Here is a 26211-nt window from a genome sequence, read left to right as displayed (position 1 = left end):
TCCCGCCTCAGATCCCGGACGAGCCCCCGTCGGAGCGGGGATCGTGCACGGCCTCGATCCGCCCATTGCCGGAGTGCCGGATCAGCATGCCGGCGTGTCCCAGGGAGTCGATGTAGGCGCCGCCGAGCTCCTCGATGTCGTGGCCCATGGCGCGCAGGGCCGCGATGCAGGCCGGATCGAAGCGGTCCTCGACCTTCACGCTGAGGGACTCGGCGCCCCAGGTCCGTCCGTAGAGCAGGCGAGGGGCGTCGACGGCGTCGGCGGGGCTCATGCCGTAATCGGCGTAGCGGGAGAAGATCTGGGCCTGGAATTGCGGCTGCCCGTCCCCGCCCATGCTGCCGTAGGACATCACCCGGCCGTCGTCGAAGCTGGCGAGCGCCGGAATCAACGTGTGGAAGGGACGCCGGCCCGGCTCCAGCGGGTTCACCGCGGCCGGATCGAGGGAGAAGGACATGCCCCGGTTCTGCCAGTGGATGCCGGTGCCCGGCAGCACGGTGCCGGAGCCGTATTCCCAATAGATCGACTGGATGTAGGACACGGCGAGCCCGTCGCGGTCGATGGCGCCCATCCAGACCGTGTCGCCATCGCTCGTGCCCGCGAGCGGGACCGTCGCCGCCCGGCGCATGTCGATGCGCGCGGCCGCGCGGTCGAGCCTGTCGGCCGCCAGGAACGAGGCGGGATCGGCCGTGAGGCGGTCGAAATCGGTGACGACCCGGTCGCGAACCGCGAAGGCCCGCTTCGTCGCCTCGATCAGGCCGTGATAATGCGCGGCGCTCTCGGCCCGATCAATCTGCAAGCGGTCGAACAGGCCGAGGATGATGAGGGCCGCGAGCCCCTGGGTCGGGGGCGGGAAGTTGTAGAGGGTGGCGTCACGCCGCCTCAGCGTCAGGGGTGCCCGTTCCCGAGATGCGTAGGCCGCGAGATCGGCCCGGGTCACCGGCGCGCCGAGCCGGTCGAGGTCGGCCGCGATCTCCCGGGCGATGTCGCCGCGGTAATAGTCGTCGAGCCCGGCATGGGTGAGCTGCTCCAGGGTGGCGGCCAGCGCCGGCAGGCGCCGGATCGCGCCGGCCGCGTAGGGCTTTCCGTCATCGAGGAAGGTCGCGGCGAAGTTCGGCGCGGCGTGGAGCGAGTCCAGTTCCTTCGGCACGTAGCGCGCTTCCGAGGCCGAGACCGGGCAGCCCTCGCGGGCATGGCGGATCGCGTCGCCCAGCAGGGCGTCGAGCGGCATCCGCCCGCCGAGCGCCCGGGCGAGGTCCAGGGCGAGCCGCCAGCCGCCGACGGCACCCGCCACCGTCAGCGCGGCGTCGGGCCCGCGCGCGGGGATCGCGTCGTAGCCCCTCTCGCGATAGCGTCCGATCGTGGCGAGGCTGCCCGCGGGTCCGCAGGCCTCGATGCCTCGCACCCGGCCGCCCGGCTCGCGCACCAGCCAGAAGGCGTCGCCGCCGATGCCGTTCATGTGGGGGTAGACCACGGCGATGGTCGCCGCCATCGCCGCCATTGCCTCGATCGCGTTGCCGCCTTGGGCCAGCACGGTCTGCCCGGTCTTGGCCGCTAGGTGATGCGGCGCGGCGATTGCTGCGGACGAGAAAACGGGCGTTTCAGGCATGCGGGTCTCGATGGTGGACAAGGGCGGACGATCTGGCTCCCAAAGGCTAGCGAGCCGATTGAGCATCGTCGATCCCTGGACCTCGCGCGCTCGGCCCGGGATTGCCGCTCGAGCCGCGCGGAGGCACCGGCCGCGCTATACGCGAAAACGTAATTCGTATTAATTTCGCCACACTGTTGTGGCGACGCATCACGCCATGGCGTGGCTTCGGCGTTCCCGCAATTCGGATACCGTCACGGAGGGCTCCGGCATCGCCGGAACGGCTCCGGTCGGGGCTGATCAGGCCGCGGTCAAGCCGCCGCCGCGCGGGCCCGGCTGGATCGGTGCGATCGTCGTGGCGACCGCCCTGGTCTCCGCCATCGCGACGTTCCTCATCCTCGCAGGCGTCATCCGGGTCACGCCGACGCCCACGGTCGGGCTGACGCTGCTGGGCATCAACGTCTTTCTCGTGCTCGGCCTCGTCGTGATCATCGCCTGGGAGGCGCGCGTCTTCCTGCATGCCCGGCGCGCCAACGCGGCGGTGGCGCGGCTCCACACCCGCATCGTCGGCCTGTTCAGCCTCATCGCGATCCTGCCGACGGTGCTGCTCGCCGTGGTCGCCGCCGTCACCATCGACCGCGGCCTGTCGCTCGGCTTCACCGACCGGGTGCGCGACGTCGTGCTGAAATCCGTCGAGGTCGCCGACGCCTATCAGGAGAACCAGTGCCAGAGCCTGGCCCGCGAGATCCGCATCCTCGCCGACGACCTGACCCGGGCGCGGCCGAACTTCGACGTGAACCGCGAGTGGTTCCAGGGCTTCCTGACGACGCGGGCGACGGCGCTGGGCCTGCCCGTGGCCGAGATCATGCGCGGGCCGAACGAGGTCGTGGCGCGCGCCACCATCGACATCCTGAAGGAGCGGCGCCTGCCCTCGGCCGCCGCCTTCGAGGATGCCGCGAAATCCGGCGACCCGATCTGCCTCATCCCCACCGAGGGGCGGATCTTCGCGGCCCTCCTGCGCATGACCGCCTATGACGGCGCCGTCCTGCTCGTGCAGCGCGAGGTGAGCCAGCTCGCCGTCGAGTTCCCCGGCGTCTCGCGGGCGGCGGCGGCCGAGTACCTCACCTACGATTCGCTCAAGCGCTCCATCCAGATCACCTTCGCCTCGATCTTCGTATTGATCGCGCTCATCGCGCTCCTCTCGGCGGTCTGGTTCGGGCTGAACTTCGCCAACCGCTTCGTGGCGCCGATCCGGCGGCTCATCAACGCCGCCGATCAGGTCGCGTCGGGCAATTTCTACGCGCAGGTGCCGGCCAAGAAGACCGACGGCGACCTCGCCCATCTCGGCGAGAGCTTCAACAAGATGACGCAGGAGCTGCGCCGCCAGCACGACGGCCTGACCGCGGCGAGCGAGCTCATCGACCGCCGCCGACGCTTCACGGAGGCCGTGCTCTCGGGCGTCTCGCCAGGCGTCATCGGCGTCGACGCGGACGGGCTCGTCACCATCGCCAACCCGGCGGTCGAGCGCACCCTCGGGGTCTCGGCGGAGGAGATCGTGGGCCGGCCGCTGACCCAGGCCGTGCCGGAGCTGCAGCCCCTCTTCCCCGAGGGCGGGGAGGGGCGCCAGCGCGCGCTCCAGCAGCAGATCCAGATCACCCGCGAGGGCCGCGAGCGGACCGTCACCGTGCGGGTCACGAGCGAGCAGGCGCAGGGCGGGCAGCGCGGATTCGTGGTGACGCTCGACGACATCACCGACCTCGTCTCGGCCCAGCGCACCTCGGCCTGGGCAGACGTCGCGCGCCGCATCGCCCACGAGATCAAGAACCCGCTGACCCCGATCCAGCTCTCGGCCGAGCGCATCCGGCGCAAGTACGGCAAGGTCATCGTCACCGACCGCGAGGTCTTCGACCAGTGCACCGCGACGATCGTGCGCCAGGTCGACGAGATCAAGCGCATGGTCGACGAGTTCTCCTCCTTCGCGCGGATGCCCAAGCCCGCGATCGCTCGGAACGACCTCACCGAGATCGCCAAGCAGAACCTGTTCATGATGCGGGTCGCGCATCCCGACATGGATTTCAGCTTCGCCGCGCCGGGCAAAAACGGCGAGGAGGAGCGCCTGCTCGCCGCCTTCGACATCCGGCTCCTGTCCCAGGCTCTGACCAACATCCTGAAGAACGCCGTCGAGGCGGTGGCTGCGGTGCCGGAGGCGGAACTCGGCAAGGGCCGGGTCGATGTGCGCCTTCTCGTGGAGGACGGCTTCGCCGTGCTGGAAGTCACCGACAACGGCAAGGGCTTCCCGGCAGAGGGACGTCAGCGCCTGCTGGAGCCCTATATGACGACCCGCGAGGGCGGCACGGGCTTAGGGCTCGCGATCGTCAGCAAGGTTCTGGAAGAGCACGGCGGCGGGATCGAGCTGAACGACAACCCCGCGGGCCGGGGCGGACGCGTGCGGATGCGGGTGCCGCTCGAGGTCCAGGGTGAGGAAGCGCGGGGGGGCCGGACCTCCTCGCCGGATGATGAGAAGGGCGCCGCACCGACGGCCCCCCGGATCGCGGAGATTCTGTCATGAGCGCCGATATCCTGATCGTCGACGACGAGGCCGACATCCGCGACCTCGTCGCCGGCATCCTCGACGACGAGGGGCACCGCACCCGCACGGCCGGAGGCTCGGACGAGGCGCTCAACGCCATCGAATCGCGCCGGCCCCACCTCGTCTTCCTCGACATCTGGCTGCAGGGCTCGCGCCTCGACGGGCTGCAGGTGCTCGACCAGATCAAGGCGGGCCATCCCGACCTGCCCGTCGTGATGATCTCGGGCCACGGCAACATCGAGACGGCGGTCGCGGCCATCAAGGCGGGCGCCTACGACTTCATCGAGAAGCCGTTCAAGGCCGACCGGCTGATCCTGGTGGCCGAGCGCGCGCTGGAAGCGTCGCGCCTCAAGCGCGAGGTCCGCGACCTCAAGACCCGCTCGGGCCAGGCGAGCCGGCTCGTCGGCGGCTCGGTGGCCGTCAACCAGCTCCGCCAGACGGTGGACCGGGTGGCACCGACCAACGCACGCGTGATGATCCTGGGCGCGCCGGGCTCGGGCAAGGAGCTCTCGGCCCGCACCCTCCACGCGGCCTCGGCGCGGGCGAGCGGCCCCTTCGTCGTGATCAACGCGGCGACGATCACGCCGGAGACGATGGAGGCCGAGCTGTTCGGCGTCGAGGCCGGGGAGGGCCGGGCGCGGCGCGTCGGCGCGCTCGAGGAGGCTCATGGTGGCTCCCTCTACATCGACGAGGTCGCGGACATGCCCCGCGAGACCCAGAACCGCATCCTGCGGGTCCTCGTCGACCAGAACTTCCAGCGCGTCGGCGGCACCACGCGGGTGCATGTCGACGTGCGCATCATCTCCTCCTCCTCCCGCGACCTGGCGGAGGAAATCGCGGCGGGCCGCTTCCGCGAGGACCTCTTCCATCGCCTCTCCGTGGTGCCGATCCGGGTGCCGGCCCTGTCCGAGCGCCGCGAGGACGTGCCGGAGCTGATCTCCTTCTTCATGGACCAGATCTCGGGCGCCACCGGCCTGCCGCGCCGGCGCATCGCCGAGGACGCGATGGCCGTGCTGCAATCGCACGACTGGCCGGGCAACATCCGGCAGCTGCGCAACAACGTCGAGCGCCTGATGATCCTGACTCACACCGATCCGGAGCAGGAGGTGACCTCCGAGATGCTGCCCTCCGAGATCGGGGCGCTGGTGCCCACGACGCCGAACGGGGCAGGCGGCGAGAAGCTGATGAGCCTGGCGCTGCGCGAGGCGAGAGAGATCTTCGAGCGCGAGTACCTCGTGGCGCAGATCGCGCGCTTCTCGGGCAATATCTCGCGCACGGCCGAATTCATCGGCATGGAGCGCTCGGCCCTGCACCGCAAGCTGAAGTCCCTGGGTATCGGACCCTGAGGAGGCTGCACGCGTGCGCCTGCTCTTGCATCGGAGCAGCAATCTACGTGTAATGGCGGGGGTTGACGGCGCCCGTCCAAGTCGTGCGGACAGGACGCCCCAAGCCGGACTGATGAGAACCCGTCAATCGCGACGGGCGGCAGTGTTCAACAAGGATAACAAGAAATGGCGGGCGAACGCGCTCAGAACCTGCAGGACACGTTTCTCAACCACGTCCGCAAGAACAAGATCCCGCTCACCATCTTCCTCGTCAACGGCGTGAAGCTCCAGGGCGTGGTGACCTGGTTCGACAATTTCTGCGTCCTCCTCCGCCGCGACGGCCATTCGCAGCTCGTCTACAAGCACGCCATCTCGACGATCATGCCGGGGCATCCGGTGCAATTGTTCGAGCCGGACGAGACCGCGCCCGAGAAGGTGTGAGCGTCACGATGCGGGCCTGTCCGCTGTGCGGGCAGGTCGAGGCTCAGGGCCCTCGACACCTTTCGCCGACGGCCAGCCGAGAGGCTCGTCCTTGAGGGGCCGATAGGGCAACGGATTCGATGTTCGCGGTGCCTGTCCAGGAGCCGTGCTGCGCTTTGCGCAGGCGGCGAATCGCGCACCGTCCGATCCCGACCCTGCAAAAGCCGGCGCTCGTCCCGATATAGACGGACGCAGCGAGAGGATTTCATGAGCGACGTACTCACTCCCGGCGAGGCCCGGCTCCAGGCGATGGCCGCTCCCGAGGGCGAGATCGCGGCCGCCACCCACACCCTCGTCGTCGGCCCCTACCTGGCCCGCCAAGCCGCACGGGGCGAGGCGTCCCGCTCCACGGAGGCGCGGCTCGACGAGGCGGCGGGACTCGCCGCCGCGATCGAGCTCGACGTCGTCGAGACGATCGCGGTGTCGATCCAGCGCATCCGGCCCTCGACCTATCTCGGCAAGGGCCGGGTCGAGGAACTGGCCGGCCTGATCAAGGCGCAGGGCCTCGGCCTCGTCGTGATGGATTGCGCGCTCTCGCCCGTCCAGCAGCGCAACCTGGAAAAGGCCTGGGGCGCCAAGGTGATCGACCGAACCGGGCTGATCCTCGAGATCTTCGGGCGGCGCGCCTCCACGCGGGAGGGCACGCTGCAGGTCGAGCACGCGCATCTCGCCTATCAGCGCAGCCGGCTCGTGCGCTCCTGGACCCACCTGGAGCGCCAGCGCGGCGGCTTCGGCTTTCTCGGCGGCCCCGGCGAGACCCAGATCGAGGCGGACCGGCGCATGATCCAGGAGCGCATGACCAAGATCGAGCGCGAGCTCGACGGCGTCACGCGCACGCGCGGCCTGCACCGGACGAGCCGGGCGCGCGTGCCCTACCCGATCGTGGCGCTGGTCGGCTACACGAATGCGGGGAAGTCGACCCTGTTCAACACGCTGACCCGGGCGCAGGTGCTCGCGCAGGACATGCTCTTCGCCACCCTCGACCCGACGGCGCGCGCGACGAAGCTCCCGCACGGCGAGACCGTGATCCTGTCCGACACGGTGGGCTTCATCTCCGAACTGCCGACCTCGCTCATCGCGGCGTTCCGGGCGACGCTGGAGGACGTGATCGAGGCCGACATCCTGCTCCACGTCCGCGACGTCTCGCACGAGGACAGCGCCGCCCAGGCCGAGGATGTCGGCGGCGTGCTGCGCGAGCTCGGCATCGAGGCGAGCGCCGACCGGATCATCGAGGTCTGGAACAAGGCCGATCTGCTCGACGAGGCGGAGCGGACCCGACTCCTGAACCTGAGCGGGACGGGTCGCAGCGACCGCGACAGCGCGGCACCGGTCCTCGTCTCGGCGCTGACGGGCGAGGGGCTTCCGGCGTTGATCGGCCGGATCGAGGCGCGGATCGCGCGCCAGCGCTCGACCTTCGCGGTGGTGCTGCCGCCCGAGGACGGGGCCGCGCTGCACTGGCTCTACGAGAACGCCGAGGTGCTCGACCGGCGCGAGGAGGAGGGGGGTACCATCCACCTCGCCATCCGGATCGCTCCGGAGAAGGAGCCCCGGTTCCTCAACCGTTTCGGCGGGGCCAAGCGGCTGCACCGGGCAGGGTGATCGCGACCCTTCCCCCTCTGCGGGGGAGGGTGCCTCGCGGATGCGAGGCGGGAGAGGGGAGCACCGCCCTTTCCGGATACGTCGCGGTCCCCTCTCCCGACCCGCTGACGCGGGCCACCCTCTCCCACAGACGAGAGAGGGAAGAACCCGCGCGTTACCCGACCGCGATTACTGCGGCAGCAGCACGCCGTTCACGACGTGGATGACGCCGTTCGACTGCATCACGTTGGCGATGGTCACCGTGGCAGTGCCACCCTTGGCGTCGGTCACGAAGACCTTCTTGCCCTTCGCGGTGACAAGCAGCTGGCCGCCGCTGGCGGTCTTCAGGAGCGCCTCGCCCCCACCCTTCTTCACCTCGGCCATCAGGTCCTTCGCGGTGTAGACGCCCGGGACCACGTGGTAGGTCAGGATGGTGGTCAGCGTGCCCTTGTTCTCGGGCTTCACCAGGGTCTCGACGGTGCCCGGCGGCAGCTTGGCGAAGGCGGCGTTGGTCGGCGCGAACACCGTAAACGGGCCGGGGCCGGCCAGGGTGTCGACGAGGCCGGCGGCCTTCACGGCGGCGACGAGCGTCGTGTGGTCCTTCGAGTTGACCGCGTTCTCGACGATGTTCTTGGAGGCCAGCATCGGCGCGCCGCCGACCATCGGGTTCTTGGCGAGCGCCGCGGCGGGGAGCGCGGCACCGACGGCGAAGGCGAGCGCCACGGCGGCGACATTGCGGCGGACGAGAGCGTTGATCATTCACGTATCCTCTTCTTCGATCCCCCGATTCTGGGAGTCGTGGAGGCTTACGGAGGCCTCGCCGCGAAAGTTTCAGCGGGTTCGCGGCGACTTCACCTTTCGCGTGATTCCGGCTGACAGGTCCTGGAACGACAAAGCCGCCCGATCCAGGTGGATCGAGCGGCTCGTAACTTCGAGGCCGAAGCCGGCGCGCCCGTGGACGCGCCGGTGGTTCGATCTCAGTACTTGCGCATGATCGGCGTGGCGGCCGCGGCAACCGGGGTCGGCGAGTACAGCGGCACGATCAGACGGCCCCAGACCTCGACGGTCTCGCTGCGACGCACGGAGGTGACGACGGTGGTGGCGGCGTAAACCTGGGCCGTGACCGGTCCGAAGTCGTAGCCGATCAGGCCACCGAGCGAGAAGCTGCCGCGGTTGCCAGCGGCCAGGCTTCCGACGCTGGTGTCGAGGTTGACCGTGCCGTAGCCGATGGCGCCGATCTCGAACTTGCCGAACTTCTTGGTCGCGGTCAGGTCAAGGTTGAGCGAGTCGGAGATGGTGAACGGTCCACGGGTGTTACCGAAGCCCGCGATGTTCGGGCCACCGAACGAGGCCGGCGAGTCGTAGAAGTTGCCGGTCAGGTTGGCGGTCAGGTTGTAGCCGTCGCCGGTGTAGCTGATGGCGATGCCGGCGCGGTAGGTGTTCGAGGCGAGCTGCGGCAGGACCGGAGCGCCGAGGAAGGTGCCGGCGTTGCTCACGAGCACGCCGCGGTCGCCGTTGAGCTCGTTCAGGTAGACACCGCCGAGCAAGCTGACGCCGACGTTGCCGCCGAGATCGAACGCCCAGATGCCGCCGACGAAGGTGCCGACGTTGATGGAGATGTCACGGGCACCGGCAGGGCCGCCGTTCTTGCCGAAGGTGAAGACGGTCGGAGGCGCGACGAGCAGCTCGATGCGGCCGCCGAGCGGAACCAGCGGGGTCGACCACACGAGCACCGGGATGTTGACGCCGACGTCGACGGAGCCCGGACCGGTGTTCTCGTTGATGCGGTAGACGAAGGTGTTGAGGGCGTAGATGCCCTCGGGGAGCGGGGCACCCGTGGCCAGACCGACCTGCTCACCGGGAACGGTCGTGGTCTGGGCGTAGGACGCCGTCGCAGTCATGCCGACCGAGAGCGCGAGCGCTCCGGCAGCGAGCCAGTTCTTCATCATTTGTCTTGTCCTTCCCAAGGATTTCAGGCGTCCACCGTGTAGCCTTGCAGATCACCCGCCCCGACACCGCTTTACTGCGGTTTGTCTCTGGATGACCCGAAGCACCCCCTCACGGCCACGGCTCAAGTCTCAACGCTGAGAACTATTCTACAAGCCGCGTCGGAATGACAGTGGAATGCTTAGGAGCGCGGCAGTTCGGATCCGACCGTTGCGCAAAAGCCGCATTTTTGCCGCCTTGCAACACAGCACACCGCGTCTCGTTTTGCATCGCCGCAAGGGCGAGAACCGGCGCGGGATCGCTCGTGTCCCGGCAAGATAACACCGAACACTCAAGCTCTTGTCGGGAGATCTGAAGCGGGACGATGCGGCAAGCGGGTCCGGACTTTCCGGCAAGCCGGCCGGTCAGGGCTCGTGACGGGGCCTCCGCCGGCGGCAGCGGCAGGTCTGCCCACCGAGGCGCCAAACGAGGCCGGAATCGAGCGTCGGACGCGCCGCAACGCTCGAATCATGCCTCGCAGGCCAGAACGCGGCCGCCTCACTCGGCGGCGGCGCGGGCCTTGGCATCGGGGAGGGTGGCCGGGCGGCGGGCCAGCACGTCGCGCAGGAATCGCCCGGTATGGCTGGCCCGCGACTTGGCGATCTGCTCGGGCGTCCCCTCGGCCACCACCGTGCCGCCGCCGTCGCCGCCCTCGGGGCCCATGTCGATGACCCAGTCGGCCGTCTTGATGACCTCGAGGTTGTGCTCGATCACCACGACGGTGTTGCCCTGGTCGACGAGCTCGTGGAGGACCTCCATCAGCTTGGCGACGTCGTGGAAGTGGAGGCCCGTGGTCGGCTCGTCGAGGATGTAGAGGGTGCGCCCCGTCGCGCGCTTCGAGAGCTCCTTCGAGAGCTTCACCCGCTGCGCCTCGCCGCCGGACAGCGTCGTCGCCTGCTGGCCGACCCGGACGTAGTGCAGGCCGACGCGCGACAGCGTCTCCATCTTCTCGCGGATCGTGGGCACAGCCTTGAACAGGTCGGCGGCCTCCTCGACCGTCATGTCGAGCACGTCGGCGATGGAGCGGCCGCGGTACTTCACCTCCAGGGTCTCGCGGTCGTAGCGCCGGCCCTTGCAGACGTCGCAGGTGACGTAGACGTCGGGCAGGAAGTGCATCTCGATCTTGATCATGCCGTCGCCGTGGCAGGCCTCGCAGCGCCCGCCCTTGACGTTGAAGGAGAAGCGCCCGGCCTGGTAGCCGCGGGCCTTCGCCTCGGGCAGCCCCGCGAACCAGTCGCGGATCGGCGTGAAGGCGCCCGTATAGGTCGCCGGGTTCGAGCGGGGGGTCCGCCCGATCGGCGACTGATCGATGTCGATGACCTTGTCGAGATGCTCCAGGCCCTCGAGGCGCTCGTAGGGCGAGGGATGCTCGAGGGCGCCGTTCAGGCTCTTGGCGACCGCCTTGTAGAGCGTGTCGATGATCAGCGTGGACTTGCCGCCGCCCGACACGCCGGTGACGCAGGTGAAGGTGCCGAGCGGAATCTCGACGCCGACATCCTTCAGATTGTGGCCCCGGGCGCCGACGAGCTTGAGCCGGCCCTTCGTCGCCTTGCGCCGCGCGCTCGGCGTGCGCACGCTCATCTCGCCGGTCAGGTACTTCGCGGTCAGCGAGGCGGGGTTGCGCAGCACCTCCTCGGGCGTGCCCTGCGCGATGATCTCGCCCCCGTGGATGCCGGCGCCCGGGCCGACATCGACGACGTAATCGGCCTGCAGGATCGCGTCCTCGTCGTGCTCGACCACGATGACCGAGTTGCCGAGGTCGCGAAGCCGCTTCAACGTGCCGAGCAGACGCTCGTTGTCGCGCTGGTGCAGGCCGATCGAGGGCTCGTCGAGGACGTAGAGAACGCCCGTCAGCCCCGAGCCGATCTGCGAGGCAAGCCGGATGCGCTGGCTCTCGCCCCCCGAGAGCGAGCCGGAGCCGCGCGCCAGGGTCAGGTATTCGAGGCCGACATCGATGAGGAAGGTGAGGCGGTCGCGGATCTCCTTGAGGATGCGCACCGCGATGGCGTTCTGCTTGTCGTTCAGTTTGTCCGTCAGCTCGGAGAACCAGCGATGGGCCTCGCGCACGGACAGCGCGGTGACCTCGCCGATGTCCTGCATCGCGACCTTGACGGCCAGCGCCTCCGGCTTCAGCCGCTTGCCGCCGCAGGCGGCGCAGGGCGTCTCGCTCATGAAGCGGGCGATGTCCTCCCGCGCCGCGTCGCTCTCGGTCTCCTTGTAGCGGCGCTCGAGATTCGGGATCACGCCCTCGAAGGGCTTGTTCACGGCGTAGGCGCGCAGGCCGTCGTTGTAGGCGAAGCGGATCGCCTCGCGGCCCGAGCCGTAGAGGATCGTGGCTCGCGCGCTCTCGGGCAGGCTCGACCAGGCCACGCTGGTCTTGAACCCGTAATGCTGGGCCAGCGCCTCGAGGGTCTGGCCGTAATAGGGAGAGGTCGACTTCGCCCAGGGGCCGACGGCGCCCCGTGCCAGGCTGAGGCGCGGATCCGAGATCACGAGCTCGGGATCAATCCGCATCTCGTGGCCGATGCCGCCGCAGGTCGGGCAGGCGCCGAAGGGATTGTTGAAGGAGAAGAGCCGGGGCTCGATCTCGGCGATGGTGAAGCCCGAGACGGGGCAGGCGAAGCGGGAGGAGAAGGTGATCGTCTCCGGCGCCTCGCCGTCCCCAGCGTCGGCGAAGGCGATGAGCGCGATGCCGTCGGCGAGTTCCAGCGCCGTCTCGAAGGAATCGGCGAGCCGAGCCGCGATGTCGGCGCGCACGACGATGCGGTCCACCACCACGTCGATGTCGTGCTTGAGCTTCTTGTCGAGCTTCGGCACGTCGTCGATGGCGTGGTACTCGCCGTCGACCCGCAGGCGCTGAAAGCCCTTCTTCTGGAACTCGGCGATCTCCTTGCGGTACTCGCCCTTGCGGCCGCGCACGACGGGCGCGAGCAGGTAGAGCCGGGTCTTCTCCGGCAGCGCCAGCACCCGGTCGACCATCTGACTGACCGTCTGGCTCTCGATGGGGAGCCCCGTGGCCGGCGAGTAGGGAATGCCGACCCTGGCCCAGAGCAGGCGCATGTAGTCGTAGATCTCCGTCACCGTGCCGACGGTCGAGCGCGGGTTCTTCGAGGTCGTCTTCTGCTCGATGGAGATCGCCGGCGAGAGCCCGTCGATCTGGTCGACGTCGGGCTTCGACATCATCTCGAGGAACTGGCGGGCATAGGCCGAAAGCGATTCGACGTAGCGGCGCTGCCCCTCGGCGTAGATCGTGTCGAAGGCGAGCGAGGACTTGCCCGAGCCCGAGAGACCCGTGAACACCACGAGCTTGTCGCGCGGGATCGTCAGGTCGACGTTCTTGAGATTGTGCTCGCGGGCGCCGCGCACCGCGATGACACGGGCATCGCGAGCCCCGTCGAAGAGCCGCTCGAGGTCGGCGGTGGACTTCTCGGCGGGTTGCCTCGCGGCGGCTTTGGCTCTGGCCATGGGCTGATGGATCTCAGGAGAGGCACGATGGCAGGGCGCGCCCGCCACTCACCGGAGAGGGGCAGGCCTTCGAGAACGCGCGGGCAGGGAATACGCCAAGTCGACTGCGGCTCGTCTAGAACAAAAAGCGTACGGCGCCAAGATCGCCGCGACGACAAGCCCGGTTCCCGAAGACCGGTGAGCCCTCAGGCCGCAACCCCCGAGCCCTTCCGCGAGGTCTGGCCGGAGGCCGGCCGCAACAGGGCCTGGGCGACGGGGACTAGGAGGGCGCCGACCGTGAGGCAGGCGGCGAGGAAGAGCATCGGCAGAAGGTCGCTGCTGGTCCGGTCCTTGATCCAAGGCACCACGTTCTGCGCGACGAAGCCGCCGAGATTGCCCACCGAGTTGATGGCTGCGATGCCCGCCGCGGCGCTGGCGCCCTTGAGGAAGGTCGGCGGCAGGGACCAGAACACCGGCTGGGCCGAGAAGATGCCCGCGGCCGCCACGCAGAGGCAGGCGAACTTGAGCGCATCGCCGGGGACGACGACGCTGGCGACGAGGGCGAGAGCCGCGATCAGCGCCGGCCCGACGATGTGCCAGGTCTGCTCGCCGGTCCGGGCGGCGTTGCGCGGCACCCACCACAGCGCGAGGGCGACCACGATCCAGGGGATGATGTTGACGAAGCCGTTGACGGTGTTCGAGACCCCGAACCCCTTCACGACGGTGGGCAGCCAGTAGCTCAAGCCGTAGGCGGCGAGGGGAAAGCCGACATAGAGCGTGGCGAGCAGGAGCACGCGGCGGTCGAGCAGGGCCGCGAAGGGATTGCCGTGCTCGGTGTGCCCCTGGCCCGCCTCGCGGGCGAGGGTCTCCGAGAGCCAGCGCCGGCCCTCCGGATCGAGCCAGGGCGCGTCTTCGGGCCGGCTCGGGAGGATCACGAAGACGACGGCGGCGAGCAGGACCGCCGGAAGGCCGGTGGCGAGGAAGACCCATTGCCAGCCGCGCAGGGCGAGCAGGCCGTCGAGGTCGAGGAGCGCGCCGCCGATCGCCGCTCCGACCGCGTTGGCGAGCGCGCTGGCGATCATGAACCAGCCGATCATCCGCGCCCGGTGATCTTGCGGAAACCACAGCGTCAGCATGAACAGCACGCCGGGGAAGAACCCGGCCTCCGCCACCCCCAGCAGGAAGCGGAGCACGTAGAACATCGCCGCGTTCTGGGTGAAGGCGAGGAGGATCGTGACGATCCCCCACGACATCATGATCCGCGCGAACCAGACCCGCGCGCCCACCCGCGCCAGGATCACGTTCGCGGGCACCTCGAACAGGAAGTAGGCGAGGAAGAACAGCGAGGCGCCGAGGCCGTAGGCCGCTTCGCTCAAGCCCAGATCGCCCACCATCTGGAGCTTGGCGTAGGAGACGTTCTGCCGGTCGATATAGGCGACGAGGTACATCAGCCCGAGGAGCGGCATCAGCCGCCGCGTGATCAGGGCGATCGTGCGCGCGCCGAGCGCATGATCATGATCATGGCCGGACGCGTCGTCCTGGGGCGTCATCACGATGAGCGTCCTCCCGTCGGCGCCGCCGGCTCCACCATCGGTTGCGAGGCGGAGCCTAGCAGCACCGGAAAGGCTTGGCACGCTCCGCCCGGCGGCGGCCCTTGCACAGGAATCCGCCCGCACTCCGCCGCCGGACGAACGGCCCGCTGTCAACGGCCATGAAACCAGACCCGCCGATCCGCGTTGACCCTTCATTGGAGTTGTTCTAATTAAGAACAGCGAGCCGACACGAAGCGAATGGCTTCCACAACCGACCGGAGACGATGATGGCCAACACGCATAACGCCGCCTGCCAGAGCTGCCGCTTCTTCGACGACCACAAGCTCAACGGCGGCCACGCCGCCGGCAACGAGGGCCTGTGCCGCTACAATCCGCCGGTGAGCCAGCCCGAGCCGAAGTCGCCGGGCCTCTGGCCGGTGGTCGGCGCCAGCGATTGGTGCGGCCACTTCACCGCCGAGATGAGCGCCGCCGAGTAAGCGGCTCTGCAATCGGGCGAATCGGGGCCGGCGCGGATGCGCCGGCCTTTTTCGTTCGGCGTCGGGTCGCCTCGGGCCGGTCATGATCCGGTCACCTTCCCATCGGATGGCGTGACCTCAGAGCCGTGGGCGATCGCCGCCGCGTCCGGTCGGGACCGGGCGGGGTTGCGATCGGGGCGTATGAGGAAGATCCGTATGAAGTATGGACCGATCACCCGGTCGGCGGGGCGGCTCGCCGCGCTCGCGCTGACAGCGGCGCCTGGCCTCGCCCTCGCGGCGGCGCCGAACGATCCGAGCGGGACCTGGCTGACCGAGGACGGCCGCGCGCGCATCCGCGTCGAGAAGTGCGGCCCGCAGGTCACCAATCTCTGCGGCTACGTGGTCTGGCTGAAGGTTCCGCTCAACGACAAGGGCCAGCCCCGGGTCGACTTCAAGAACCCCGATCCGAAGAAGCAGACCCGGCCCTCCCTCGGGCACCAGCTCGTCATGGGCCTCAAGCCCAATGCCGACGCCCGCTACGAGGGCAAGATCTACAATTCCGAGGAAGGCAAGTTCTACGACGTCACGATCTGGACCGAGCAGCCCACCGAGCTCTCGGTCCGCGGCTGCATGCTCGGCTTCCTCTGCGGCTCGCAGACCTGGAGCCGCGTCACCGACGTGCTGCCCGGGCAGCTCACCGGCCCGACCAACGGCCCGAACGGGCCTCGTGCCGACGCGGAATGGGCCCCAAAGGTGCCCCCCAGCGCGGCGACTGGAACGCCGGGTACGACCGGCACGGCGACGAGCGCTCCATCGGCCGCCACGAGGTCGGCCGCGCCCGCACCCAAACCCGTCGCGAAGCCGGCGACGGGCGCCGCGCCGGCGGAGTGAGAGGCTCGCGGTCCGGTCAGTCGACCAGCGCCGCGTAGGTCAGGACCCGCAATTCCCGTCGGATCGGCAGGGCCGAGGACGGGATGAGCTGGGCGAGCATCACCACGGCGAGGTCCTCGGCCGGGTCGATCCAGAACGAGGTGCTGGCGAGCCCGCCCCAGGCGACCTCGCCCGGCGTGCCGAGGATCTGGGCACGGGCGGGGTCGAGCATCACCGAGAAGCCGAGCCCGAACCCGATCCCGGTATAGCTCGATTCCGAGAAGCGCGGCTGACCCATCGCGGCAAGATCGCCGGGCAAGTGGTTCATGCACATCAGGTCCACGGTCTTTCGGCCAAGCAGCCGAACGCCGTCGAGTTCGCCACGGTTCAGGATGAAGCGGCAGAAGCGCAGGTAGTCGGCGGCCGTCGAGACGAGGCCGCCGCCGCCCGAGGCCAGGGCCGGCGGACGGGTGAAGGGGCCGCCCTCCGCATCGTCGTAGAGCTTGAGCGACCGGTCCCGGTACAGGCTGTAGGTCGCAGCGAGCCGCGACGCCTTGTGGGCCGGCACGAAGAAATCCGTGTCGACCATGCCAAGCGGCGCGATCACCCGCTCCCGCAGGACGTCCGCGAAGTCCCGGCCCGAGACCGCGGCGACGAGGTGGCCGAGCACGTCGGTCCCGACGGAGTAGTTCCATTCCGAGCCGGGCTGCGCCAGCAGCGGCATCTCGCTCAGGCGCCGGACCACCTCGGCGAGGCTCGCCTCCTGCTTCTCGCCGAAATCGACGCCGCTCGATCGGTACAAGGCGTCGACGAGGGTCGCCTCCATGAAGCCGTAGGTCAGGCCCGAGGTATGGGTGAGGAGGTCGCGGATCGTGATGGGGCGCCGGGCCGGCTCGCTGTCCCACTTGGCGCGGCTGCCGCCGGTGAGCACCCGCATGTCGCCGAACTCGGGCAGGAAGCGCGTGACGGGATCGTCGAGCTGGAAGCGGCCCTCCTCGTAGAGCATCATGACCGCGACCGAGGTCAGGGGCTTGGTCATCGAGTAGATGCGCACGATGGTGTCGGCGGCGAAGGGTTTTTGCCGCCCGATGTCGGCGAGGCCGTGGGCTCGGAAGAACGCCGTCTTCCCCCCGCGCAGGAACGCGACGGAGAGTCCGGCGAGGCGGCCATCGGCCACGAGCCGCCGCATCCAGCCGTCGATCCGCTCCAGGCGGTCCGGGCAGAGCCCGACCGCGCGGGGATCGATGTCGGTTATGGAATCCAACGGTTACGCTCCGGGCCTGTGCGTCTCTCGACCTGCGTCTAATCCCGCAGCCGCGCAGGGCCAAGGGCGAGAGTCACCACCCCATCGTCCCCGGGCCGCCCTTGAAGGGGCCGACGATGCCCGGCGTGATCCAGCCGCCGTAGAAGCCGCCGGGTTGCGGCTCGGCCCGGGTCTCGCCGACGAGGCAGGCATCCATCGGCCCGGCGTAGAAGGCGAGGTAGCCCGCGATCGCCCGGAACCCGGGCGTCGGGTCGGGATAGGCCCAGGCGGCGCCCTCCGCGCGACGGGCGCCGGCGGCGACGTCGTGGAGGACGGCACGGCCCTTCCACTCGCAGATGCCGGCCCGGCGCGCGGGGCCGAGCAGGGCCGCCGCGACGTCGGAGGGCGGGAAGTAGTAGGTCGGCGGGTGGCTGGTCTCGAGGACGCGGTAACCCGCCCGCGTCTCGGCGAGGGTCTCGCCCGCGAAGACCACGCGCAGGCGTTGCGGCACCGGCTCCAGCCGAGGCGGGCGCGGATAATCCCAGACGCTCTCCTGGCCGGGGCCGGCTGGCAGGGATCTCGGATGCATGGTGCCTCGGGGTCGCGTGACGGCTCGCGTCGCAATTAGGGCGGCGAACCCGTTTGCGCCCGCCGCACGCCGTGGTAGCGCGAGGCCCGTTCGAACAGGCCGGCCCGAGGATGACCGCGTGAGCGACCCCATCGATTTCGCCCTCTTCCTCGATTTCGACGGGACCCTCGTCGAGATCGCGCCGACGCCCGACCAGGTCCGCGTCGACCCGGACCTCGTGCCCGCCCTCGAACGGCTGAGGGTGCGGCTCGGCGGCGCGCTCGCCATCGTCACCGGCCGGCCGATCGCGGTCATCGACGACTTCCTCGCGCCCGCCCGCTTCGATGTGGCCGGATTGCACGGCGTCGAGCGCAGGCTCGGGAGCCATGTCAGCGGCGGCCAGGCCGAGGACCACCCGGACCTGCGCGCGCGCATCCCGCAATTGCACGCCGCGGTCGAGGGTCTCGGCGCGGTCCTGATCGAGGACAAAGGCGCCTCGGTCGCCGTGCATTGGCGCCTCGCCACGCCGTCCGACGCGGAGCGCGCCGAGGCCGCCGTGAAGGCCGTCGCGGCCGAGCTCGGCGGCGCCTACAGGCTGCAGCTCGGCAAGGCGGTCGGCGAGATCGTGCCGGCCTCCGCGACCAAGGGCGCCGCCATCCGGGGCCTCTCGGCCGAGCCTCCCTATGCGGGACGCCGCGCCGTCTTCTTCGGCGACGACCTCACCGACGAGAAGGCCTTCGCCACGGTCAACGCGGATGGCGGCATCAGCGTCCGGATCGGCGCGGCCGAGACCATCGCGACGCGGCGGCTCGGCAATCCGGAGGCGGTCCGGGCCCTGCTCTACGGCTGGGCCGACGGGGCGCCGATCGCGCCCGACGCGCTGCCGCCGGCCTGAGGTCGACCGGTCCCGGAGCCTCATTTAAGATTTGGAGCATCGCCGGATTCCGGCGCGCGGAGCGGCTTGCCGAAAGTGGATTTGCCCATGGTGGATGTGCTCAAGGCGGCGTCATCGCGATTCGAGTACCCCGTCCTCGTCGGCGATATCGGCGGGACCAACGCCCGGTTCGGCCTCGTCGCCGCTCCCGAGGCGGCGCCCCTGCTGCTCGCCCATGTCGAGACCGCCGGGTACCCGGACCCGAGCACCGCGATCCGGGCGGTGCTGGCGCGGGCGGAAGGGCCGGCCCCGCGCTCGGCGATCCTGGCCGTCGCCGCCCGCGTCGACGGGCCGGCGGTGCAGCTCACCAACGCCGCCTGGATCATCGAGGGCGCGCGGATCGGGCGCGATTTCGGGCTGTCGCGGGCCGTCGTCGTCAACGATTACGTGCCCGTCGCGGCGGGTGCGGCCTGGCTCGCGCCCGAGGCCCTGACGCCGATTGGGCCGGCTCGCGCGGCGGGCAACGGCGCCCGCCTCGTCCTCGGGCCCGGCACCGGCTTCGGTGCCGCCGCCCTGGTGCCCTACGCCGACCGCCTCGCGATCGTCTCGACGGAGGCGGGACACACGGAATTCGGCCCCGCCGACGCGGCAGACTTCGAGGTTTGGCCCTTCATCGAGCCCGTGGAGGGCCGGATCACCGTCGAGACGGTTCTGTCCGGCCCGGGTCTCTCGCGCCTGCACGCGGCCGTGGCCCGTGCGCGGTCGGGTCGCGGCGAGCCCCGTCTCGACCCTGCCCTCGTCACCGAGCGGGGCCTGTCGGGCGAGGACCCGCACGCGGCCGAGGCCCTCGGCCTCTTCGCCAAGCTGCTCGGCCGGGTCTGCGGCGACCTGGCCCTGACCTTCCTCGCCACGGGCGGGGTCTATATCGGCGGCGGCATCGCGCCCCGCATCCTACCCGTGCTCGGGCGCGGCGGCTTCCGCGAGGCCTTCGAGCGCAAGGCGCCCTTCGCCGCGGAGATGCGCGCGATTCCCACCAGCGTCATCGCGGTGCACGACCCGGCGCTGACGGGTCTTGCCGCCCTTGCAAGTCGACCGGAAATCTTTGTTTACCACGGACAATCCTGGCACGCGGCGGAGCGGCTATAGCCCAGGATTGTTGGCTCGCCGAAAGCGTCGGCATTTGCTCAAATATTGGGCTATACAGCGAAAATTAACTTGGAGCAGTTCAGGTTCGCCGCAACGAAGCCGGTGGACCGATGCCGACGCGGGCGCTTGAACAACTCTCGCAGGTGACTGCGGATTGGTTCTGGGAAACCGGGACCGATCTGCACTTCACCTACTGTTTCGCCGAGCGCCGAGGCGTTCTTCGGCTGCCGTGCCTCGGCCCTGATCGGGCAATCGCGCGAATCGATCGCCGCGAATGCGGGCGAGGCGGATTTCTGGCGCCCCTATCGCGAGGCCGTGGCGGCCCGCGGGATGCTCCGCGACTTCACCTATCCCTACGATCATCCCGACGGCGGCAGACGCTGGTTCCGAGTCAGCGGCGAGCCGCGATTCGCCCCCGACGGCCGATGGCTCGGCTATCGCGGCGTCGGCGTGGACGTCACCGCCCAGAACCGGACCCGCACCGCCCTCGCCGAGGCGCTCGCGGAGCTGCGGGGTACGAACGCGCAGCTCCTCGAACAGAACCGCCGCTTCGACGCCGCCCTGGAGAACATGAGCCAGGGCCTGTGCATGTTCGATGCCGAGAGCCGGCTCGTCGTGTTCAACCATCGCTATTGCGAGATCTTCCGGCTGCCTCCGGATGCCTTGCGCATCGGGATGACGCAGCGGGAGATCGTCGCGACCCTGGTCGCGCGCAAGCGCTACCGCCGGGGCGCCACCGTCAAGAGCCTGTGCGACAGCACCCGCGCCTCCCTCGACGCGAGCCGCACCGCGCCCGTGATGCGCGAGCTCGCCGACGGCCGCATCGTCGCCGTCACCCATCGCCCGATGTCCGGCGGGGGCTGGGTCGCGACCTTCGAGGACGTGACCGAGCGGCACGAGAACGAGGCGCGCATCGCGCACCTCGCCCGCCACGACGCGCTCACGGACCTGCCCAACCGCGCCGCCCTGCGCGAGGCCGGGACCGAGATGATCCGGCAGGGGCGGCGGAAGGGAGAGGCGGGCGACCGGCTCGCCGCCTTTTGCATCGACATCCACCGGTTCAAGCTCGTCAACGAGAGCTACGGCCACGGCGCCGGCGACGCGCTCCTGCAGGCGGTGGCCGATCGGCTGCGGGCGAATGTCCGCGGCGCGGGCGCCGTCGCGCGGCTCGGGGCGGACGAGTTCGCCGTCCTGCAGCGGGTGGCGGATACGGAGGCAGGCATGGTCGTGGCCGGGCGCCTCGCCGCCCTGATCGGCGCGCCCTACGACCTCTCCGGCCAGGAGGTCGCGATCGGCGCCAGCGTCGGCTTCGCCCTGGCCGGGAACTCGGACGTCGACGCGCTCCTGCGCAACGCCGACCTGGCGCTCGGCCACGCCAAGGCGGAGGGCGCGGGGACCTGCCGATGCTTCGAGCCCGAGATGGACGAGAGCGCCCGGCAACGCCGCAGCCTCGAGCGGGATCTCGCCGAAGCGGTCGCCCTCGGGCAGCTCGAGCTCCACTACCAGCCGCTGGTCGACCTCGAGCGCGACCGCATCAAGGGGTTCGAGGCGCTGGTGCGCTGGCGCCATCCGGAGCGCGGGCTGGTCAGCCCGGCCGCCTTCATCCCGGTGGCGGAGGAGACCGGGCTCATCGTGCCCCTCGGCGCCTGGGTTCTCCAACAGGCCTGCCGGGACGCCGCGGACTGGCCGGACGGGATCAGCGTCGCCGTCAACGTCTCGCCCCTGCAGCTGCGCAACCGGGATTTCGCGGGGACCGTGCTGGGCGCGCTCGCGGCGAGCGGCCTGGCCGCGGGACGACTGGAGCTCGAGATCACCGAGAGCGTGCTGCTCGACGACACCGCGACGAGCCTCGAGACCCTGCACCAGTTGCGCCGGACCGGCCTGCGCATCTCGATGGACGATTTCGGCACGGGCTATTCGAGCATCAGCTACCTGCGCCGGTTTCCCTTCGACAAGATCAAGATCGACCGCTCCTTCGTGCGCGACGCCGCGACCAGCCCGGATGCACGGGCGATCATGCGGGCCATCATCATCTTGGGCACGAGCCTCGGCATCGCGACGCTGGTCGAGGGCATCGAGACCGAGGAGCAGCTCGCCATCGTGCGCGCCGAGGGCTGCCGCGAGATGCAGGGCTTCCTGTTCAGCCCGCCCCGGCCGGTCGCCGAGATCGCGGCGATGCTGGCGGGGGTGCCGGCCGGGTTGCTGCGGGCCGCCTGAGGCGACGCCCTCAGATCCCGCCGCCGGCGACCTCGCGGGCGACCGCGCGCCGGCCGATGTCGCGCCGGCAGAAGCCCTCCGGCCAGTCGATCCGGGCGATGGCGGCGTAGGCGCGGGCCTGGGCGGTCATCATGCTCTCCCCGAGCCCGGTGACGGCCAGCACCCGCCCGCCATCGGCCACGAGCCGGCCGCCCTCCGCGCGGGTGCCGGCCTGGTAGACGATGACGGAATCGTCGGAGGCCGCGTCGAGGCCGCGGATGGTCGAGCCGCGCACCACCGTGCCCGGGTAGCCCGCCGCCGCCATGACCACGGTGAGCGCGGCCCGGTGCTCGTCGAACCGGATCTCGGCGCCGGAGACGTCGCCGTCGCAGGCGGCGATCAGGGCGGGGACGAGGTCGCAGGCGAGGCGGGGCATCAGCACCTGCGCCTCGGGATCGCCGAAGCGCGTGTTGTACTCGATGAGCTTCGGCCCGGCCTCGGTCAGCATCAGCCCGGCATAGAGGATGCCCGTGAACGGGGTGCCCCGGGCCCGCATGCCGGCCAGCGTCGGCGCGATGATCGTCTCCATCACCGTGCGCTCGATCTCCGGGGTCAGGATCGTCGCCGGGGAATAGGCGCCCATGCCGCCGGTATTGGGGCCGCGGTCCCCGTCGAAGACGCGCTTGTGGTCCTGCGCCGTCCCGATCGGCACGGCGCGGGTGCCGTCGCAGAGCGCGAAGAAGCTCGCCTCCTCGCCGAACAGGCATTCCTCGATCACGATCTCGGCGCCGGGCTCGGCGAGCATGGACCGCACCGCGGTCTCGGCCTGGTCGAGGGTCTCGGCCACGACGACCCCCTTGCCGGCGGCGAGCCCGTCGGCCTTGACCACGATCGGCGCGCCCTGCGCCGCGAGGTGGGCCAGCGCGGGGCCAAGGCCCGAGAACCGCGCGAAGCCCGCGGTCGGGATGCCGTATTCGGCGCAGAGCTCCTTGGTGAAGCCCTTCGAGCCTTCGAGCCGGGCGGCGGCCTTCGTCGGGCCGAAGGCGCGGATACCGGCGGCGGCGAGATCGTCGACGAGCCCGGCCACCAGCGGCGCCTCCGGCCCGACGACGACGAGGCCGATCTCCTCCGCCCGGCAGAAGTCGCAGACAGTCGCGTGATCGCCGACCTTGAGGTCCGGGCGGTTCTCGCCGTGCTCGGCCGTCCCGGGATTGCCGGGCGCGATGAACAGGCGGTCGCAGAGCGGGCTCTTGGCGAGCGCCATGGCCAGGGCATGCTCGCGCCCGCCGGAGCCGATCAGGAGGATCTTCATGAAGCCACGGTGTTCCCCAAAACCGCCGGCTTGAAAAGACCGGCGGGACGCGCGCGGCCTCCCTTCCTGGGGAACGGCCCTGCGCTTCGCGCGCTGTCGCAGGGGCAGGCGCCGGAACCGGCGCGGGCGAGGAGGGCCGATGCAAGCCAGGGATCGGGCCCCGTCCGAGGGGGCAGGGGAGGCGCGGGAGCCCGGCAGCCGGTTCGACGCCGCCGCGCTCAGCAGCTGGACGCAGACGCTCGCCATCGTCGCGGCCGGCGCCTGGGCGGTCTACACCTTCATCTACGAGGCGCGGATCAAGCCGGGCCTGGCCCCGCCGGCGGTCTCGGTGACGACGAACCTCGTCAAGGCGGGCGAGCGGGGCGAGCGCGTCGCGATCCGATCCACCGTGACCCGCACCAATGTCGGCCAAACCGGCGTGCGGGTGCTCGGCCTCACCTACAACGTCGTGGGGATCAAGGCGCGCTTCGCGCCGGAGGCCGCGGAGGCGGCGCCCGTCGGCAAGCCGGCCGCGCCCGCGAGCACGATCGAGGAGGCGCGCGGCTACAGCCTGTCCGATCCCGGCGCGGTGATCCTGCGCCAGGGCGTGCTGTTCGCCGGGGCCACCGATGGGCCGGCCCAGCCCTCCGACCTCAATCCGGGGGAGGCGGTCTCGCGCGACCTCATCTTCTACGCCGACCGGGCCGCCTTCGACTCTGTACGGGTCAAGGTCAGCTTCGCCTACGCCAAGGCCGACGAGGAGCCGGTGCGGCTGCGCTTCGAGCGCGGCGAGGCGGGCGAGATCACCCTGGCGCCGGGTGTCGATTGCCGGGTCGACCCGGGGGCCTGCAGCCGCTTGAAGACGACGGATTTCGCGACGGAATTCTCGCTCTGGTGAGGCGACCGCGCGAAGTGTCCGACAGCGGACGGTTTTTGCAGAATTCGCGGAACGGTCCGGCCTCCGAGGTTGTTGTTCCCTGCTATGCCCGGATGTCGCCGCTCGAACCTGTCTTCGACGTTCCCGGCCACCGGGCAGGGGCTTCGGCTGTCGCGCTACCTCCAGAGCGGCCGGCACCATCCCCACGCCAGCAACGACAACCGACGTCTCGGAAGCCCCGGCTTCTGGCACTGGGCCGCAGCGCTCGGCGTCGTGCCGCTCGTCTCCTTCGCCCTCATCCTGACGATGCTGTCCTGAAGCCCACCGGCGTTTAGGCCGCCCGCTTTACCTCGGCCGGGCGCGGCACTAGCGTCCGCCGCCATGCCCCTCGTTCCCCCGCCCGCGACGACCGTGACGAACGCGCCCGAATGGTCGGTGGGCGATCTCGCCTCCGCCCTGAAGCGGACGCTGGAGGACGCCTTCGGGCATGTCCGGCTGCGCGGCGAGATCTCCGGCTATCGCGGCCAGCACGGCTCCGGCCACGCCTATTTCTCCCTCAAGGACGGCACGGCCCGGATCGACGCCGTCGTCTGGAAGGGCACCTTCAACCGGCTGCGCCAGAAGCCGGCGGAGGGCCTCGAAGTCGTCGCCACCGGCCGGATCACGACGTTTGCCGGCAAGTCCTCCTACCAGATCGTCGTCGAGACCCTGGAGCCCGCCGGCATCGGCGCCTGGATGGCGCTGCTCGAGGAGCGCAAGCGCCTGCTCGCGGCGGAGGGCCTGTTCGCCGCCGAGCGCAAGCGCCCGATTCCCTACCTGCCGCGGGTCGTCGGCGTCGTGACCTCGCCGACCGGGGCCGTGATCCGGGACATCCTGCACCGGCTGGCCGACCGGTTTCCGCGGCCCGTGCTGGTCTGGCCGGTCCGGGTGCAGGGGGAGGGAGCGGCCGAGGAGATCGCCGCGGCCATCCAGGGCTTCAACGCGCTCAAGGTCGGCGGAAAGATCCCGCGGCCCGACGTGATCATCGTGGCCCGCGGCGGCGGCTCCATCGAGGATCTCTGGGCCTTCAACGAGGAGATCGTGCTGCGCGCGGCGGCCGTGAGCACCATCCCGCTGATCTCGGCGGTGGGCCACGAGACCGACACCACGCTCATCGATTTCGTCGCCGACCGCCGCGCGCCGACCCCCACCGGTGCCGCCGAGATGGCGGTGCCCGTGCGCGCCGACCTCGTCGCCGAGGTGGACGAGCTCGGCCGGCGCGGGCGCGAGGCCGCGGCCCGGCGGGTCGAGCGCGAGCGCTCCGACCTGCGCGCCCTGGTGCGGGCGATGCCGGGCGCCGACGCCTTCCTCGCGGGCAAGCGCCAGCGGCTCGACCTCGCCGAGGCGCGCCTGATGCCGGCGCTTGCCGCCAACGCCCGCGCCTTCCGGGCGCGGTTCGGGCGGCTGCTGGAACGCTTCGGCCGCCACCCGCCGGCCCTCGTCGTCGCCCGGGCACGGGCCCGCCTCGCCCAGATCGACCACCGCCCGCGCACCGCCGTGACGAACTACGCGCTCCGCCGGGGCGACGTCCTCGCCCAGCTCGGGCGGCGCCTCGTCGTGGGGCGCGACACCACCTTGAGCCGGGCGCGGGCGGAGAACGTCCGCGCCGCCGACCGGCTCGCCTCCCTGCACGGCCGCCTGGGGCGGGCCGCCACGCGCCTCTCCGAGCGCCGGCGGACGAGACTGGCGGGCCTGGGCGCGCTGCTCGGCTCGCTCAGCTATCGCGCCGTCCTCGCCCGGGGCTACGCGCTGGTGCGCGACGCCGCCGGCGATCCGGTGCGCAACGCGCGCGCCGTCGCCGGGGGCCAGGCGCTGGCCCTGCAATTCGCCGACGGGACGGTCGCGGTGCATGCCGATGGCGGCGACGCGCCGGGCGCGGTCCGCGAGGGACTCGCCGGCGCCCGGGCCAAGCGGGGCAAGATGCCGGCCGGCCTCCAGGGCGCGGGCCAGGGCTCGCTGTTCGACGGCTGAGGGCCTTCCGTGGCGGGTCGACCTCGGGAATAGACGACCCCCTTTGACCTCCGCGCACCACCCGGCTTGACGCGCGCCGCGGCGTTTGCGACCGCACCGGCGCGGCACGGCTCCTGCCTCGGGCAGGCCTGGTGCGGGAC

Annotated in this window: 20 protein-coding genes; 12 read left to right on the top strand and 8 right to left on the bottom strand. The window is 70.7% G+C overall.

What is annotated here, in order from left to right:
- Window positions 1-7: 7 nt before the first annotated feature.
- Entirely contained in the window at window positions 8-1606 is a 1599-nt protein-coding gene (locus MFF55_RS13035) for a gamma-glutamyltransferase family protein (RefSeq protein ID WP_238244526.1), read from the bottom strand.
- A gap of 196 nt (window positions 1607-1802) precedes the next feature.
- Here MFF55_RS13035 and MFF55_RS13030 point away from each other — a divergent pair, with 196 nt between their 5' ends.
- The 4 genes from MFF55_RS13030 to hflX all read left to right on the top strand — a co-directional run bounded on the left by MFF55_RS13030 (window position 1803) and on the right by hflX (window position 7579).
- Window positions 1803-4154 carry a sensor histidine kinase NtrY-like gene (locus tag MFF55_RS13030; protein ID WP_238244525.1) on the top strand — a complete coding sequence of 784 codons (2352 nt, stop codon included), beginning with the start codon at window positions 1803-1805 and terminating at the stop codon, window positions 4152-4154.
- A complete protein-coding gene (ntrX, locus tag MFF55_RS13025; protein ID WP_238244524.1) occupies window positions 4151-5521 on the top strand; it encodes a nitrogen assimilation response regulator NtrX in 1371 nt (456 codons plus the stop codon). Before MFF55_RS13030 ends, ntrX begins: the two co-directional genes overlap by 4 nt.
- 165 nt (window positions 5522-5686) lie before the next feature.
- Window positions 5687-5941 carry an RNA chaperone Hfq gene (gene hfq, locus MFF55_RS13020; RefSeq protein ID WP_056118981.1) on the top strand — a complete coding sequence of 85 codons (255 nt, stop codon included), beginning with the start codon at window positions 5687-5689 and terminating at the stop codon, window positions 5939-5941.
- 246 nt (window positions 5942-6187) lie between these two features.
- Window positions 6188-7579 carry a GTPase HflX gene (gene hflX, locus MFF55_RS13015; RefSeq protein WP_238244523.1) on the top strand — a complete coding sequence of 464 codons (1392 nt, stop codon included), beginning with the start codon at window positions 6188-6190 and terminating at the stop codon, window positions 7577-7579.
- 168 nt (window positions 7580-7747) lie between these two features.
- Here hflX and MFF55_RS13010 read toward each other — a convergent pair whose 3' ends face one another.
- The 4 genes from MFF55_RS13010 to MFF55_RS12995 form a co-directional block, all read right to left on the bottom strand.
- Complete coding sequence (locus MFF55_RS13010; RefSeq protein ID WP_238244522.1) at window positions 7748-8317, bottom strand: fasciclin domain-containing protein; 570 nt, start codon at window positions 8315-8317, stop codon at window positions 7748-7750.
- A gap of 218 nt (window positions 8318-8535) precedes the next feature.
- Window positions 8536-9507, bottom strand: a complete 972-nt coding sequence (locus tag MFF55_RS13005; RefSeq protein ID WP_238244521.1) for a transporter — start codon at window positions 9505-9507, stop codon at window positions 8536-8538.
- 535 nt (window positions 9508-10042) lie between these two features.
- Window positions 10043-13009: an excinuclease ABC subunit UvrA gene (uvrA, locus tag MFF55_RS13000; RefSeq protein ID WP_238244520.1), complete on the bottom strand. Its 2967-nt coding sequence runs from the start codon at window positions 13007-13009 to the stop codon at window positions 10043-10045.
- 185 nt (window positions 13010-13194) lie between these two features.
- Window positions 13195-14538: an MFS transporter gene (locus MFF55_RS12995; protein ID WP_373874802.1), complete on the bottom strand. Its 1344-nt coding sequence runs from the start codon at window positions 14536-14538 to the stop codon at window positions 13195-13197.
- Window positions 14539-14807: 269 nt separating this feature from the next.
- On the opposite strand from MFF55_RS12995, the gene MFF55_RS12990 reads away from it, so the two are divergent.
- Both MFF55_RS12990 and MFF55_RS12985 read left to right on the top strand, forming a co-directional pair.
- Entirely contained in the window at window positions 14808-15017 is a 210-nt protein-coding gene (locus MFF55_RS12990) for a hypothetical protein (protein ID WP_238244519.1), read from the top strand.
- A gap of 195 nt (window positions 15018-15212) precedes the next feature.
- Complete coding sequence (locus MFF55_RS12985; protein ID WP_238244518.1) at window positions 15213-15887, top strand: DUF2147 domain-containing protein; 675 nt, start codon at window positions 15213-15215, stop codon at window positions 15885-15887.
- Window positions 15888-15903: 16 nt separating this feature from the next.
- Here the strand turns inward: MFF55_RS12985 and MFF55_RS12980 are convergent, their stop codons facing one another.
- Window positions 15904-17130 carry a serine hydrolase domain-containing protein gene (locus tag MFF55_RS12980; RefSeq protein WP_238244517.1) on the bottom strand — a complete coding sequence of 409 codons (1227 nt, stop codon included), beginning with the start codon at window positions 17128-17130 and terminating at the stop codon, window positions 15904-15906.
- A 73-nt stretch (window positions 17131-17203) separates the two neighbouring features.
- Window positions 17204-17698, bottom strand: coding sequence for a DUF427 domain-containing protein (locus MFF55_RS12975; RefSeq protein WP_238244516.1), 495 nt, complete (start codon window positions 17696-17698; stop codon window positions 17204-17206).
- Window positions 17699-17828: 130 nt separating this feature from the next.
- Here MFF55_RS12975 and otsB point away from each other — a divergent pair, with 130 nt between their 5' ends.
- The 3 genes from otsB to MFF55_RS12960 all read left to right on the top strand — a co-directional run bounded on the left by otsB (window position 17829) and on the right by MFF55_RS12960 (window position 21914).
- Window positions 17829-18572, top strand: a complete 744-nt coding sequence (otsB, locus tag MFF55_RS12970) for a trehalose-phosphatase (protein WP_373874801.1) — start codon at window positions 17829-17831, stop codon at window positions 18570-18572.
- An 87-nt stretch (window positions 18573-18659) separates the two neighbouring features.
- Window positions 18660-19697 (top strand): glucokinase, encoded by a 1038-nt coding sequence (locus tag MFF55_RS12965; protein WP_238244514.1) that lies wholly within the window; start codon window positions 18660-18662, stop codon window positions 19695-19697.
- Between the two features lie 147 nt (window positions 19698-19844).
- Window positions 19845-21914: a putative bifunctional diguanylate cyclase/phosphodiesterase gene (locus MFF55_RS12960; protein WP_306421424.1), complete on the top strand. Its 2070-nt coding sequence runs from the start codon at window positions 19845-19847 to the stop codon at window positions 21912-21914.
- Window positions 21915-21924: 10 nt separating this feature from the next.
- Here MFF55_RS12960 and purD read toward each other — a convergent pair whose 3' ends face one another.
- Window positions 21925-23205, bottom strand: coding sequence for a phosphoribosylamine--glycine ligase (purD, locus tag MFF55_RS12955; RefSeq protein WP_238244513.1), 1281 nt, complete (start codon window positions 23203-23205; stop codon window positions 21925-21927).
- 139 nt (window positions 23206-23344) lie between these two features.
- Between purD and MFF55_RS12950 the strand changes: the two genes are divergently transcribed.
- From MFF55_RS12950 to xseA, 3 genes are all read left to right on the top strand, one after another.
- The gene (locus tag MFF55_RS12950; RefSeq protein WP_238244512.1) at window positions 23345-24082 is read left to right on the top strand and encodes a hypothetical protein; all 738 of its coding nucleotides are present in this window, start codon (window positions 23345-23347) and stop codon (window positions 24080-24082) included.
- A gap of 84 nt (window positions 24083-24166) precedes the next feature.
- Window positions 24167-24379, top strand: a complete 213-nt coding sequence (locus tag MFF55_RS12945; RefSeq protein ID WP_238244511.1) for a hypothetical protein — start codon at window positions 24167-24169, stop codon at window positions 24377-24379.
- 63 nt (window positions 24380-24442) lie between these two features.
- Window positions 24443-26071, top strand: a complete 1629-nt coding sequence (xseA, locus tag MFF55_RS12940; RefSeq protein ID WP_238244510.1) for an exodeoxyribonuclease VII large subunit — start codon at window positions 24443-24445, stop codon at window positions 26069-26071.
- Window positions 26072-26211 lie beyond the last annotated feature (140 nt).

The organism is Methylobacterium iners (genome assembly GCF_022179305.1).
Classification (GTDB): Bacteria; Pseudomonadota; Alphaproteobacteria; order Rhizobiales; family Beijerinckiaceae; genus Methylobacterium; species Methylobacterium iners.
Note: the sequence above shows the minus strand (reverse complement) of the source record. Positions and strands in the feature narration are given on the sequence as shown.